The organism is Ferribacterium limneticum (assembly GCF_020510585.1).
Lineage (GTDB): Bacteria > Pseudomonadota > Gammaproteobacteria > Burkholderiales > Rhodocyclaceae > Azonexus.
On sequence record NZ_CP075190.1, the window covers coordinates 2,765,835 to 2,780,449 of the forward strand.

At 60.4% G+C, this 14,615-nt stretch carries 11 protein-coding genes; 6 read left to right on the forward strand and 5 right to left on the reverse strand.

The window, feature by feature from the left end:
* Nucleotides 1–60: 60 nt before the first annotated feature.
* Nucleotides 61–597 carry a DUF2062 domain-containing protein gene (locus tag KI613_RS13325; RefSeq protein WP_226400252.1) on the forward strand — a complete coding sequence of 179 codons (537 nt, stop codon included), beginning with the start codon at nt 61–63 and terminating at the stop codon, nt 595–597.
* Here KI613_RS13325 and KI613_RS13330 read toward each other — a convergent pair.
* The 3 genes from KI613_RS13330 to KI613_RS13340 form a co-directional block, all read right to left on the reverse strand.
* Nucleotides 587–2,602, reverse strand: coding sequence for a methyl-accepting chemotaxis protein (locus tag KI613_RS13330; RefSeq protein ID WP_226400254.1), 2,016 nt, complete (start codon nt 2,600–2,602; stop codon nt 587–589). The two genes, KI613_RS13325 and KI613_RS13330, sit on opposite strands and share 11 nt — an antisense overlap.
* Before the next feature lie 83 nt (nt 2,603–2,685).
* Entirely contained in the window at nt 2,686–3,363 is a 678-nt protein-coding gene (gene lolD, locus KI613_RS13335) for a lipoprotein-releasing ABC transporter ATP-binding protein LolD (RefSeq protein WP_226400256.1), read from the reverse strand.
* Nucleotides 3,356–4,603, reverse strand: a complete 1,248-nt coding sequence (locus KI613_RS13340) for a lipoprotein-releasing ABC transporter permease subunit (protein ID WP_404826929.1) — start codon at nt 4,601–4,603, stop codon at nt 3,356–3,358. Before KI613_RS13340 ends, lolD begins: the two co-directional genes overlap by 8 nt.
* A 69-nt stretch (nt 4,604–4,672) precedes the next feature.
* Between KI613_RS13340 and KI613_RS13345 the strand changes: the two genes are divergently transcribed.
* The 5 genes from KI613_RS13345 to KI613_RS13365 all read left to right on the forward strand — a co-directional run bounded on the left by KI613_RS13345 (nt 4,673) and on the right by KI613_RS13365 (nt 9,901).
* The gene (locus KI613_RS13345; RefSeq protein ID WP_226400258.1) at nt 4,673–5,722 is read left to right on the forward strand and encodes a hypothetical protein; all 1,050 of its coding nucleotides are present in this window, start codon (nt 4,673–4,675) and stop codon (nt 5,720–5,722) included.
* A complete protein-coding gene (recJ, locus tag KI613_RS13350; RefSeq protein ID WP_226400260.1) occupies nt 5,719–7,407 on the forward strand; it encodes a single-stranded-DNA-specific exonuclease RecJ in 1,689 nt (562 codons plus the stop codon). Before KI613_RS13345 ends, recJ begins: the two co-directional genes overlap by 4 nt.
* 221 nt (nt 7,408–7,628) lie before the next feature.
* A complete protein-coding gene (locus tag KI613_RS13355) occupies nt 7,629–8,198 on the forward strand; it encodes a 3'-5' exoribonuclease domain-containing protein (protein WP_226400262.1) in 570 nt (189 codons plus the stop codon).
* 74 nt (nt 8,199–8,272) lie between these two features.
* A complete protein-coding gene (locus KI613_RS13360) occupies nt 8,273–8,737 on the forward strand; it encodes a single-stranded-DNA-specific exonuclease RecJ family protein (protein WP_226400264.1) in 465 nt (154 codons plus the stop codon).
* A 177-nt stretch (nt 8,738–8,914) separates the two neighbouring features.
* Entirely contained in the window at nt 8,915–9,901 is a 987-nt protein-coding gene (locus tag KI613_RS13365; protein WP_226400266.1) for a PEP-CTERM sorting domain-containing protein, read from the forward strand.
* A 68-nt stretch (nt 9,902–9,969) separates the two neighbouring features.
* Here the strand turns inward: KI613_RS13365 and KI613_RS13370 are convergent, their stop codons facing one another.
* Nucleotides 9,970–10,980, reverse strand: a complete 1,011-nt coding sequence (locus KI613_RS13370; RefSeq protein WP_226400268.1) for a dihydroorotate dehydrogenase-like protein — start codon at nt 10,978–10,980, stop codon at nt 9,970–9,972.
* Complete coding sequence (nifJ, locus tag KI613_RS13375; RefSeq protein ID WP_226400270.1) at nt 10,973–14,608, reverse strand: pyruvate:ferredoxin (flavodoxin) oxidoreductase; 3,636 nt, start codon at nt 14,606–14,608, stop codon at nt 10,973–10,975. Before nifJ ends, KI613_RS13370 begins: the two co-directional genes overlap by 8 nt.
* Between the last annotated feature and the right edge of the window lie 7 nt (nt 14,609–14,615).

The following is a 14,615-nucleotide window of genomic DNA, read 5'->3' on the forward strand; positions in this document are numbered from 1 at the left end:
TACAGCTTCCCGACCAGCACAGGAGGCGACAAATTTGAGTACAGGGTTAATATTGAAGACATGCGCCGGACCCTGAAAAAATACCTGCCCGATCACCAGACCATCCGCAACAACCGCTGGTTGAAGCCGTTCGAATCGTCGTTGCTGCACCCACGGCTGTGGCACCTGAACCGCCACTCGGCGGCTGGCGCGGTGGCGGCCGGGCTGTTCTGCGGTCTGATTCCCGGTCCGCTGCAAATGCTCGGCGCCGCCGCCTGTGCGCTGGTCTTTCGCGTCAATCTGCCGCTGGCGCTATTGATGACGTTGTACACCAACCCGTTCACTATCGTCCCGCTCTACCTGCTGGCCTACCAGATCGGCCGGCTGACCATTGGCGAAAGCAACGGATTCATCACGCCACCGGCCTTCAGCGCAACGGATTTCATCGGCTGGAGCACGGCGATGCAAAGCTGGATGCTGACCGTCGCCAAGCCGCTGGGCATCGGCCTGATCCTGCTCGCCAGCGGGCTGGCGATAGTCGGTTACTTCGCCATGCAGGCGGCGTGGCGGGCCTACCTGATCAGCGCCTGGCGGCGCCGGAGAAAGCTCAGGTCCTGAACCGGGCGATAGCCGTGGTCAGGGCATGTGACAGTTTGCGCAGCGTATCCGATGTATCGGCATTACCGCTGGCTGCCGCATTGTTCTCCTCGGCCATCTGGGCGATCCGCTCGACGTTCTGGGCGATCTCCGTGCTGGCCGCGGCCTGCTCGCGCAGCGCATTGGTAATTTCAGAAACGGCATTGAGAACCTGGCGTGACTGCGCCTGAACCTGACCAATAGCCTCGCCGGCCAGACGCGCCTGCTCGACCCCGGACGACACCCGGAGAACGCCTTCCTTCATGCTCGACACCGCCGTCGCCGTGTCCGACTGGACGGCCGATATCATGGCGGAAATTTCATGCGTCGATTTGGTCGTACGTTCCGCCAACTTTCTGACTTCATCAGCAACCACGGCAAATCCGCGGCCCGATTCGCCGGCCCGCGCCGCCTCGATCGCGGCATTGAGCGCCAGCAGGTTGGTCTGATCGGCAATATCCTTGATCGTGCCAACAATGGCCGAAATCTGTCCGGATTGTTGACCGAGCGCCTCGACTGCCGCCGCTGACTCATTGACGGTCAGAGCAATACCCTGGATTTCATCGACTACCGACTGCACGATCTGCCCACCCCGCGTCGCCACCTCGTCCGACTCCCGCGAGTAGAGTTGCGCATCCTGCGCATTCCGGGAGATGTGATCGATACCGACCGTCATCTCCTCGACGGCAGCCGCCATGCTTGACGCCGAATCACTTTGCGCCGCCGTGCCGGCAGAAATCTGCTGGCTGGACGTCGCGAGTTGTTCGGCCGCCTGGTTGAGCTGCCGAACATCGCCCTGAATGCCGCCGAGCAACTTTCGGAATGCCGCCGCCATACCGTTGAAGTCCTTGCCGGCAGCGTGCAATTCATCGACACCATGGGTGTCGAACTCGGCCGTCAGGTCACCGTCAGCCAGACGACTGGCGCCCCGGGAGAATTCACCGACGCTGTTGATGACTGAATAATAGGTACCAATGCCCAGATAGATGACGAGCAGGGCAATGCCCAAGGCCATCCCGACTTCGAACACCAGCACCTGGCGCGACCGATCTATCCGACTCTGCAGTTGGCGCTCGAATTGGGGAATCAGCGTATCAAACATGACCTTGTAACCGAGATCGATGACCTGCGTGGTCATGGCAAAATAATCCTGCGGAGCGGTCGCGTATTTTTCCCCAAAAATATCATCGCGAACCAGGGCAAAAATCTTTTCAGCCCCGGCGGTAAACTCCTTGGTCGGCCCGGCAAGCCCCGAATCAAGCGCCGGCGAATAGCGCATCACCTTTTCCAGATTGACGTTCTGGGTGCGCAGCGTGCCTTCCATTTGCGCCAGGATCGACGAAAAACCGACCCGCTGCTCCTGCGATAATTCCTTCCTGGTCAGTACGCCAGTCCCCCGGGCCCGCGTGATCCCCAACAGTTCAAGCATCGCCGGCATCTTGGTGACCAGCGTGTCCATGAAATAGTAGGTATCCATGACCGGATCGAGGGTCATTTGAGTCTCGTCGGCCACCGTCACCATGAACTGCAGGACGTTGCCGATCATTTGCGTGTGGCGCTTGATATTCTCGGGTGGCGTCCAGGTCAGGCCTTGCCCGGCAATGCTGTCCCAGTCGCGGCGAATCGCCTTCCAGTCAGCCATTTCACGCAATTGGGGCGAGAGTGCCGCATCGGTCACCGCGATGGCTGCGGCCACCTCCTTTTCCTTGGCGGCCCGCTTGTCCTTCATCGCCTCGTTGCCGTTGAGCACCCCTGAAGACAACCCGCGATGCTGCTGCATCACCTGCGCCAACTGGTTGATCGGCTTGATCATCTGCAACCCGGCGATTTCCTGCTCGGCCGTTTTGATATCCCGGCTCAGGAAGGAAAAGACCGAGTAGAGGAGGACCAGCATGGCAACCGCCACCGCCGAACCGAGCAGCAGGAACTTGCTGGTGTAGCGAAGACGGTTCATCAGGGAAATAGCCGGGGAAAAAAGGAACTGCATTTCAGGTCTCCTCGGCGTCATGCCGATAGCAATAGGCGCTATGCTATTTTAACCATATTTTTCATTATCTGATACTTGTCAAACTATTCACATAGAACGCCGTCATTCAAATGAAGGACTCGATCCGCCTGCGCCGCCAGTCGCTGATCGTGGGTCACCACAATCAGGCTCGCCTGCTGCTCGCGCACTCGATCGATCAGCAGGCCGAACACCACTGACGCAGTATGACTGTCGAGATTGCCGGTTGGTTCATCGGCCAGCAGACAGGATGGATCGCTGACCAGGGCACGGGCGATGGCGGCGCGCTGGCGTTCGCCACCGGAGAGTTCACCGGGGCGATGCTCTACCCGGTGGCCGAGGCCGACGGCAGTCAGTATCTCGCCCGCCTTGGCTAGCGCCGCGCCGCGTTCCATGCGACGAATCAGCAGGGGCATGGCAACATTTTCCAGCGCCGAAAACTCGGCCAGCAGATGGTGAAACTGGTAGACGAAACCGAGGTGCCGGTTACGCCAGTCGCCCCGATCAACCTCGCCAAGCGACGAAAAATCGCGGCCCATCAAGGTCACATCACCGGCGGTTGGCGTATCCAGCCCGCCCAGCAAATGCAGCAAAGTGCTCTTGCCGGAGCCGGAGGCGCCAACCACGGCGACCGTTTCGCCGGGATTGACGACCAGATCGATACCGGACAGCACGGGCACCTCCAGCCCACCGCCGCGAAATACCTTGGACAGCCCGCGGGCGATCAGAATCGGTTCACTCATAACGCAGGGCCTCCGCCGGATTGACGCGGGAAGCCCGCCAACTGGGGTAAAGCGTCGCCAGCAAGGCGAGCACGAAGGCGATCAGTGTGACGCCCCAGACATCACCCCATTGCAACTCGGAAGGCAGGTCGGAGATGTAATAAACCTCCTTCGACAGGAAATGCACACCAAGCATCTGCTCGATGAACGGGACGACGACATCGATATTAAGCGCCAGCAATACGCCACCGACGATGCCCAGACCGAGCCCGATGAAGCCGACCAGCGCGCCCTGCACGACAAAGACCGCCATGATCGACAACGGCCGTGCCCCGAGCGTGCGCAGAATGGCGATGTCAGCCTGCTTGTCGGTGACCGCCATGACCAGCGTCGAGACAAGGTTGAAGGCGGCGACGGCGACGATCAGCGAGAGGATGATGAACATCATGTTCTTCTCGATCGCCACGGCGCGGAAGAAATTGGCGTGGCTCTTCGTCCAGTCGCTCAGGTAGGCGTCGGCATCGATGTAGCGGACCAGTTCGCGGGCGATGCGCGGCGCCTGGAACAGATCGTCGACCTTGAGCCGCACGCCGGTCACCCGGTCGTCCATCTGGTAGAGCTTCTGCGCGTCTTCGAGATTGATCAGGGCCAGCCCCGAGTCGTACTCGAACATGCCGACCTCGAAAATGCCGACCACCTTGAACGATTTCAGCCGCGGCATCACGCCGGCCGGCGTCACCGTCCCTTGCGGCGCGATCAGCGTCAGCTTGTCGCCGGTAAAAACACGCAGCGAGCGGGCCAGATCGGAACCCAGCACGACACCGAACTCACCCGGCCGCAGATCGTCCAGGCTGCCGCTCTGGATGGTCTTGCGGAAATCGGCAACGCGGTCCTCCTGATCGGGAATGATGCCGCGGACGATGGTGCCCTTGACCGTGCCATCGACGCTGAACATCCCCTGCGACTGGACGAAGGGCGCGCTGGCGCGGACTTCCGGATGCTTGGCGGCCTGCTCGGCGACCAGTTGCCAGTTCGGCAACTCGCCGTTGATGCCGGTGATCTGGATGTGCGAGGCAACGCCGAGAATGCGCGTGCGCAACTCCTTCTGAAAGCCGTTCATGACCGACAGCACGACGATCAGCGCGGCAACGCCGAGGCCGATACCGAGCATGGAGATCAGAGAAATGAATGAAATGAAGTGATTGCGTTTCTTGGCGCGCGTGTAGCGCAGGCCGATCAACAGTTCGTAAGGCAATGCCATGCGGATAACACCGGGCGGAGAAAGTCGCTATGGTACACTTTTTGGTTGCCAACCCCTTGCCTGCTGCCCGTGCGCCTCACCCTGCTTGTCCCCGAACTGATCTGGCCCGAACCGAATGACCAACTGACCCTCGGGAAACTGACGGCCCCCGGCTTCGAATGGCTGACCGCTCACGCTGAATTTTCCCGCCTTCCACGCCGGGCTTTTGAAGACACGTTGGCCGACCACTTCGGGCTGACCGACGCACCTTTCGGCGCCCTGCGCCTGCTCGGCGAAACGGGAAAACGGCAGGTTGAAGAAGGCCACTGGCTGTGCGCCGACCCCGTACACCTGCGCTTCCACCACGAACGCATCGTCCTCGCCGATGCCGGGGCATTCGAACTCGAACTCGACGAAGCCCATGCCATCACGGCAGCCCTGAATTCGGAATTTGCCGACATCGGTCGCTTTCATGTCGCCACCGCCCGCCGCTGGTATCTGCAGTTGAATTCCACGGTCAACGAGAAATTTGCCCCGATTTCAACCATTGCCGGCCGTCGGCTCGATAGCGACCTGACCGACAAGAACGGTCCGCTCAACCGCTGGCTCAACGAAGTGCAGATGTTCCTGCATGGTCACCCGGTCAACGAGCGCCGGCAGGCCGAAGGCAAACCGGCCGTGAACAGCATCTGGCTGTGGGGCGGCGGGCCGCTGGCCGAAGTACCGGACCCGCAATTCTCCGCCGTGTGCAGCGACAATCCGCTGGCCACCGGCCTGGCGCTCGCCGCCGGCATCGAGGCCCCACCCTGCCCGGCCAGCCTGAGCGCCCTGCTCGCCGACTCGGCGCCCAACGACTACCCGCTGGTCGTCCTCGACAGCCTGCTGCCGCCCGTCCTCTACGAAAACAGCGAAGACTGGCGCAACGCCTTCGCCGTGCTGGAAAACAACTGGTTCGTTCCACTGCGCGCCGCGCTCGGCAACAAGGTCGAAAGTCTGAGCATCGTCGCCCCGACCATCTACGGCCAGTTGACCTGGACGCTGCACGGCAAGGACCGCTGGAAATTCTGGCGCAAGGCTCGCCCGCTGCAGACCATCGCCAAGGATTTGGCCCAAGATCAGGCCGAAGGAACACCCCTGTGACCAACATCACCACCCGCAGCGCACCGCAGCGCGTCGTCTGGCAACTCGAACAACAGGGACTGCACCCGCTGCTCGCCCGGCTTTACGCGGCGCGCGGCATCAAGGACAAGTCCGAGCTCGACTACGAACTCAAGTCGCTGATCCCGCCGACCGCGCTGACCAACGCCACCGCCGCCGCCCATCTGCTGGCCGACGCCATCGAGGCCGAGGCGAAGATGCTGATCATCGGCGACTACGACTGCGATGGCGCCACCGCCACGGCCGTCGGCATGCGCGCCCTGAAAGCGCTCGGCGCTGATGTCAATTTCCTGCTGCCTGACCGCTTCAAGCTCGGCTACGGCCTGTCGCCTGAAATTGTCGATGTCGCCGCCCAGCAATCGCCCGACCTCATCATCACCGTCGACAACGGCATCGCCAGCCTCGAAGGCGTCGCCCGCGCCCAGCAGCACGGCATTGCGACACTGATCACCGACCACCACCTGCCGGCTGAAACGCTGCCCGAGGCCGATTGCATCGTCAACCCGAACCAGCACGGCTGCGACTTCCCGTCAAAGTGCATAGCCGGTGTCGGCGTCATGTTCTACGTCATGCTTGCCCTGCGCGCCGAACTGCGCGAACGCGGCTACTTCGCCGAGCGCCCGGAACCGAACTTCGCTAGCCTGCTCGACCTCGTCGCGCTGGGCACCGTTGCCGACGTCGTCAAGCTCGACCGCAACAACCGCATCCTCGTCAGCCAGGGCTTGAAGCGCATGCGCGCCGGCCAGATGCAGGCCGGCATCGCCGCCCTGTTCAAGGCCGCCGGCCGCGACCCGAAGAAGGCCACGGCGATGGACCTCGGCTTCATCCTCGGCCCACGTCTCAACGCCGCCGGCCGCCTGGCCGACATGTGCCTCGGCGTCGAATGCCTGCTCACCGATGACGCCAGCCGCGCCCTGCAAATCGCCCAGGAACTCGACACCCTGAACCGCGAGCGCCGCGAAATCGAATCCGGCATGCAGGAACAGGCGCTGATCCTGCTCGAATCGCTCGACGCCAACGACGCCACCCCGGGCATCGCGCTCTTCGACGAAAGCTGGCACGAAGGCGTCGTCGGCATCCTCGCCTCACGCATCAAGGACAAGCTGCACCGCCCGGTCTTCGCCTTCGCGCCCGGTGAAGGCAGCATCGTCAAGGGTTCCGGCCGCTCGATTCCCGGCCTCCACCTGCGCGACGCCCTCGACCTCGTCGCCAAGCGCGCCCCCGGCCTGCTCATCCGCTTCGGCGGCCACGCCATGGCGGCCGGTGCCACGGTCAACGCCGAAAATTTCGAAAAATTCAAATCCCTGTTTGCCGAAGTCGCCGGCGAATTACTCGCCCCGGCCGACCTGACCCGTACCCTGGAAACCGACGGCAACCTCGAAGGCAGCTACATTTCCCTGGCCACCGCCCGTCTGCTGGAAAACGAAATCTGGGGCCAGGGCTTCCCGGCACCGCTGTTCATGGACGATTTCGAGGTCGAACAGCAACGCGTGCTCAAGGACAAACACCTCAAGTTACGCCTGCGCAAAGGCGACACCCGCATCGATGCCATCCAGTTCAATTTCAGCACCCAGCCCGGCAACCGCACCCGCGTCGCCTACCGGCTGGCCATCAACGAATACATGGGCGTCGAAAGCCCGCAGCTGATGGTTGAACACCTGGAATAAGTGCTCTTTGAAGCGGGCAGAACCGATCCACGGTCAACTGGAAAAAACGGCCAAAATTGAAATCCCTGTCCTCCACTCCGAACGTGGCTTTCAGGGAACAACGTCATGACGCGACTCATTGCGTGTGTCAACAATCTGCCAATTAGCGAGACCAAACGAAGGTTTTTCTGGCCACTTGGTCGTCGGCTTGATACTCATCCATCACCAAGCGACTTTTGACTATGAACACCATGCGCGAACTATATGTGAGCACCGATATCGAAACCGATGGGCCGATAGTCGGAAAAAACGCCATGCTCAGTCTCGGGTCAGCCGTCTTTACCGCCGACAAACAATTGTTGGCGACGTTTTCTGCCAATCTGGAAACGCCTCCCGAGTGCCAACCGGACGAGAGCACCATGACCTGGTGGTCCACCCAGCCGGAAGCCTGGGCCGCCTGCCGAACCAATCCAGAAGCCCCCAAAGCAGCGATGACCCGATATGCGGCGTGGTTGAAAGCGCTGCCCGGAAAACCGGTATTCGTCGCCTACCCGGCGGCCTTCGACTTCCCCTTTGTGCTCTGGTATCTCAACCACTTTGCCGGCGAAAATCCATTCGGATATTCGGTTATCGACATCAAAACCTACGCCATGGCCATACTGCGCAAACCCTATTACCAATGCGGCAGAGCTTCTATGCCCACGGAATGGTTCGACCCGTCCCCACATACGCATATCGCCCTGGACGACGCGATCGAACAGGGTCGTTTGTTTTGCAACATGCTGAAAAAAAATCTAACAATTGAGCACTAATTCGCATCACCCTTGGTGCCTCAAACCAAGCTGCCAGGAGGAGTATCGCTTTGTCTCAATGACCTCCGAATGAAGTGAAGCGAGGGATCGGATCACCATGTCAGCGCGCCGCGCTCGACCTCGTCGCCAAGCGCGCGCCCGGCCTGCTCATCCGCTTCGGCGGCCACGTCATGGCGGCCGGTGCCACGGTCAACGCCGAAAACTTCGAAAAATTCAAATCCCTGTTCGCAGAAGTCGCCGGCGAACTGTTCGCCCCGACCGACCTGACCCGCACGCTGGAAACTGACGGCAACCTCGAAGGCAGCTACATTTCCCTCGCCACCGCCCGCCTGCTCGAAAACGAAATCTGGGGTCAGGGCTTCCCGGCGCCGCTGTTCATGGATTATTTCGAGGTCGGACAGCAACGGGTGCGCAAGGACGAACTCCTCAAGTTGCGCCTGTGCACAAGCGACACCCGCATCGACGCAATTCAGTTCAATTTCAGCACCCAGCCCGGCAACCATAGCCGGGTCGCCTATCGGCTGGCGATCAATGAATAACTGGGTGTCGAAAACCAGAAACTGATTGAGCTGATTGAAACGCCGAAAAATGACAGTCATATTTTTTTACAAAATTTCTTGCAATTAAAAATATAAGCTTTAAATACAATGAATTAAAAATTGGCATAGAGTTTGCTGAATATTTATCATCACCAATAAAAAATATAGGCATTGATCATGAAAAACATCAAAAAACTCATTAGCGCCTCGTTGATTCTGGGATCTTCAAGTGTTTTCGCGGCACCAGTACCAGTGCTGAATTTTCCGACGGCTTCAGCATATGCCATTCAATATGGCGATTTTTATTCCTACTCGATGCCAATCATGGATTGGGTTTCGACATCAAATGGTGGCAGCCCGTATTCGTTCAACACTGCGAACACCATCCAGGATGCGCTGGTAATCGGAAATGGTTCAGGACAAACAAACAATCAGGATTTGATTGGCGCCAACAAAGCCATCGCCAGCGGCCCCGTGCCAAATGGCTTTGACTTCCCGAACAAACCGCCTAACGAAGCCCCTGAAAACTGGTCAACGACAACAGCAGAGCCTGGCATCCGGACATCATGGAATATTTCTTTGCAGGCGCTACAGGATTACCTGACTTTTGATGGTATCCAGCACGACATGGTTGCTTATTTCAACAACAACCAGACTGGCGCCAGTCCCAACTTGTGGGCTTGGGCTCAAGTTTCCATGATCAAAAGCGATGGAAGTGCAACCGAGTATTACTTCAGGAATACAACCTCAGGCTCCGCTGAAGCTTATGGCCATGGTGACTACGTATTTAGCGGTCACGATATAACTCTCTGTTTCAACTCGACAACTCAGATCCCCGTCAATCAAGTTGCATGTGATGGAAACGAGTTGAGCAGCAAGACTTTTGTACACAACCTTGGACAGAACGATGTTGGCTATGCCATTTTTTCGGAGACCGTGAATGATCTGATTTGGGATAGCAACTACACAGAAATGCGTGTTCGCGTTGACTTCATGGGCCTGAACAATGGCTACGAGAATCTTTTCATCGGTGCAGCTTGTGTTAATGGCGGCAACTGTGAGTCCACTAGTGTTCCTGAGCCCGGTACGATTACCCTGATTGGTTTGGCCATGCTTGGTGTAGTAGCACTTGGAAGAAAACAGCGCGGCAAGCCAAATAGTTGATACGTCGCCAAATCAAGTTAAGTATTTTTTATAGCCCTGAACAATGTTCAGGGCTATATTTTTGGCACTCAATACCGCACTCCGGCCGGCGGCACAAACGAATTCAGGACATGCAGATAAGAGGCCCGGGCGAAGGTGCTTGGGTTGGGGGAATTCTGCTGGCTCATCGAGCCTTTCATTTGGGCAACCGAGGTGTATTCGCGCTCGCGCAGCCAACTAGTCACGCCTTGCAGCATTTCGCTAAGGGCTTGCGGGCCTTGTTTGAGCAGGGCGCTGGCCATATGCACGACGTCGGCGCCGGCGAGCAACATTTTGAGGGCGTCTTGCGCCGTGTGCACGCCGCCGGTGGCAGCCAGCGACAGCCTCGTGCTGCCGCGCAGGATGGCGATCCAGCGCATGGCGAGCAGGGTATCGGCCGAGGACGACAGTTGCACGCGGTCGACGACGCTCAGGGTTTCCAGATCGATGTCGGGCTGGAAGAAGCGATTGAACAGCGAGATGCCCGCTGCCCCTGCCGCTTCGGCCTGATGGACGAAATGCGGCAGCGAGGAGAAGAAGGGCGACAGTTTCATGCCGACCGGAATACTCACCACGGTCTTCAGTTCCTGCAGCAAGGAAAGATGGTGGTCCTCGATGGCGGCACCGGACACCCTGGGGTCGCTCGGCATGTACCAGGCGTTGAGTTCGAGCGCATCGGCGCCGGCCGATTCCAGCTCCTTGCCCAGCTCGACCCAGCCATTCAGGGTTGAGCCGTTGAGGCTGGCGACGACGGGGATGGAGAGGCGCGATTTGAGGCGCAGCATTTTTTCGAGATAGCTGTCGAGCCGGCTCTGGTAATCGTGACCGAAAGGCAGGTGGCCGGCCGATTCGCCGAAGGTGTCGGGATGGACCAGGAAGCGGTCGATCATCCGCTCGTCGTGGCGCACATCCTCCTCAAACAGCGAATGCATGACGATGGCTGCCGCACCGGCATCTTCGAGGTGGAGCACGGCATCGAGGTCATGGCTGAGCGGACTCGATGAGGGCACCAGCGGATTTTTGAGGTGCAGGCCGAGGTAGGTCGTGGACAGATCAGGCATTGGGCTCTTCCTTCTTCTCTGCGGCCGCCTGGGCCTCTTTGACTTTCTCGTCGATGGCGGCTTCGGGCAGCACCATTTCCGACAGTTCGACATATTCCTGATGACGCAGGCGGGCATCCTTGCCGGCTTGCGCCATGAAGTACACCGAAGCATCCGGCTTCAGTCGTTCGAGGATGGTAAAACGCGCCTCGTTACCGGCGAAATCGCTGAACGGGATGCTCGGTGCGGCGCTGTCGACTGACAGCGGATTCTTGCCCTGGCTGCGCAGGCGCGGGTCGTAGCGGAGCAACGGCCAGTGCCCGGATTTCACGGCCAGATCCTGCTGGCGATGGTTGTTCGACAGATCGACACCATGGGCGATACACGGGCTGTAGGCGATGATGATCGAAACTCCGGGATAACTCTCGGCATCGAGGAAAGCCTTCAGCGTATGGACATCCTTGGCGCCGTAGGCGACCTGGGCGACATAGACGTTCTCGTAATCCATGGCAATGCGCGCCAGATCCTTCTTGCGGTTTGGCTGGCCACCGGCGGCGAACTTGGCAACCGCGCCGCGCGGCGTGGCCTTGGAATTCTGGCCGCCGGTGTTGGAATAGACCTCAGTATCGAGCACCAGAATATTGACGTCCTCGCCGGAGGACAACACGTGGTCGAGGCCGCCGAAACCGATGTCGTAGGCCCAGCCATCGCCGCCGATGATCCACACGCTGCGCCGGATCAGGTATTCGGCGACGGCGGCAAGCTGATCGGCGGCGGGTGAGCCAATCGCCGACAGTTTTGCCTGCAGTTGAGACACCCGTTGACGCTGGTCATGTATGCCGGCTTCGCTGGTCTGATCGGCGTTCAACAAGGCCTGAACCTGGGCATCGCCGATTTCCAGCGCCATGGCGCGCAATTGCACGCGCGCCGTTTCGGCCAACTGGTTGGTGGCCAGACGCATGCCGAGGCCGAACTCGGCGTTGTCCTCGAACAGCGAATTGCTCCAGGCCGGGCCGCGGCCGTGGGCGTCGGTGGTGTATGGCGTGGTCGGCAGGTTGCCGCCGTAGATCGATGAACAGCCGGTGGCGTTGGCGACCAGCATGCGATCGCCGAAGAGCTGCGTGGCCAGTCGGATGTACGGCGTTTCGCCGCAACCGACGCAGGCGCCGGAAAACTCGAACATCGGCTGCAGCAGCATCGAACCGGGAATCGTGTTGCGCTTGGCAACGGTGCGGTCGTAATCCGGCAGTTTGAGGAAGAAGTCCCAGTTTTCAGCTTCCGGCGCCCGCAGCGGGGCCTGATCGGCCATGTTTAGCGCCTTGCGCGAAACGTTCGACTTGTCGCGAATCGGGCAAACCTCGACGCACAGCGTGCAGCCGGTGCAATCCTCAGGCGCCACCTGATAGCTCATCTTCCAGCCGGCCGGGTAATCCTTGCTGCGGATGGCCATGGTCTTGAACGTCGCCGGCGCCTCGGCAGTCAGCTCAGGCGGGTAAGCCTTGGCGCGGATGGCCGAATGCGGGCAGACAAAAACGCATTTGCCGCACTGGGTGCACAAGTCGGTTTCGAGGACCGGGATTTGCAGCGCCAGATTGCGCTTTTCGTACTTGGCCGTACCGGTCGGGAAAGTGCCGTCGACAGGGAAGACCGACACCGGCAGGCTGTCGCCCTTGCCGGCAATCATCGGCAGCGTCAGCTTGCGGACGAATTCCGAGGCTTGCTGAACAGTGCGTTGAGGGATGCAAAGTTCGGAAGCGGCGAATTCAGCCGGCACCGGTACTTCATGCAGGCAGACCAGGGTCTTATCGATGGCCTTGTAATTCAGCTCGGCGATACGCCGCCCCTTGCGGCCGTAGGTCTTTTCGACGGCATGCTTGATCGCGGCGATGGCCTCGTCCTGCGGCAGGATGCCGGAAATGGCGAAGAAGCAGGTCTGCATGACCGTGTTGATGCGCCGGCCCATGTCGGCTTCGAGGGCGACCTGGTAGGCGTCGATGATGTGAAAGCGGATACGTTTGGCGATCATCTGCTGCTGCATGGCAGCCGGCAGCGTGGCCCACACCTTGTCGGCCGACACCGACGTGTTGAGCAGAAAGACGGCGCCCGGCGCGGCGTAGGCCAGCAAGTCATGCGTTTCGATGAAAAGCGCTTGGTGGCAGGCGATGAATTTGGCGTCACCCTCGCCGGTCAGGTAGGTGGCGCGGATTGGCTGCGAGCCAAAACGCAGGTGCGAGACGGTCATTGCGCCCGACTTCTTCGAGTCGTAAACAAAATAGCCCTGGGCGTGCAGGTCGGTTTCGTCGCCGATGATCTTGATCGAATTCTTGTTGGCCGAGACGGTGCCGTCCGAACCCAGGCCGTAGAACACGGCGCCGAAGGTTTCGCGCACGGCGTCCGTGCGGAAAGCCGGATCGGTGGGCAGAGAAAGGTGCGTCACGTCGTCGTTGATGCCGACCGTGAAGCGTTTGTTGCCAATTCCTACGGTCAACCGGAAAAAAACGGCAAAAACCATAGCCGGCGTGAATTCCTTCGAGGCCAGCCCGTAGCGCCCGCCGAGCACTTTCGGCATGCGGGCAAAGTGCGGCGACTCGCCGGCGCTATCTTCGGCCAGCGCGACCAGCACATCCTTGAACAGCGGCTCGCCGTCGGCACCCGGCTCCTTGCAGCGGTCGAGCACGGCGATGGCCTTGGTCGTCACCGGCAAGGCCGCCAACAGCGCTTCCGGCGCCCACGGCCGGTAGAGGCGGACCTTGAGCAGGCCGACCTTCTCGCCCTGGCGGTTGAGGTGTTCGACGGTTTCCTGCGCCGTTTCCGCCCCCGAGCCCATCATGACGATGACGCGCTCGGCGTCGGGCGCGCCAACGTAATCGAACAGCCTGTAGTGCCGCCCGGTCAGTTCGCCATACTGGTCCATGGCCTGCTGGACGACGCCCGGGAAGGCGTCGAACCACGGGTTCTGCGCTTCGCGGGCCTGGAAAAAGACATCGGGATTCTGCGAACTCCCGCGCAGGACAGGGTGTTCCGGCGACAGCGAGCGGTGACGCAAGGCGGCGATCAGTTCCTGCGGCAGCATTTTGCGCAGGACGTCGTCGTCAACGCCGGTAATCTTCGCCACCTCGTGCGAGGTGCGGAAACCATCGAAGAAATGCAGCACTGGCAGGCGGCCGGCCAGCGTCGCGGCCGAAGCGATGGCCGCCATGTCCTGAGCCTCCTGCACCGAGTTCGACGAGAGCAGCGCGAAGCCGGTGCCGCGCGTCGCCATCACGTCGGAGTGGTCGCCGAAAATCGACAGCGCGTGCGTCGCGATGGCCCGAGCGGCGACGTGAAAGACTGTCGGCGTCAGTTCGCCGGCGATCTTGTACATATTGGGGATCATCAGCAGCAGGCCCTGCGACGCAGTGAAGGTTGTCGCCAGCGAGCCGGCCTGCAAAGCGCCGTGGACAGTGCCGGCGGCACCGCCTTCGGACTGAAGCTCGACAACGCGCGGGACGCAGTCCCAGACATTGGTTTTGCCTTGGGCGGCCCATTCGTCCGACAGTTCGCCCATGCCGGACGAGGGGGTGATCGGGTAAATCGCGATCACTTCGGAAACGCGGTAAGCCACGTTGGCGACGGCTTCGTTACCGTCGATGGTCAGCATCTTGTTCATGTTCAGT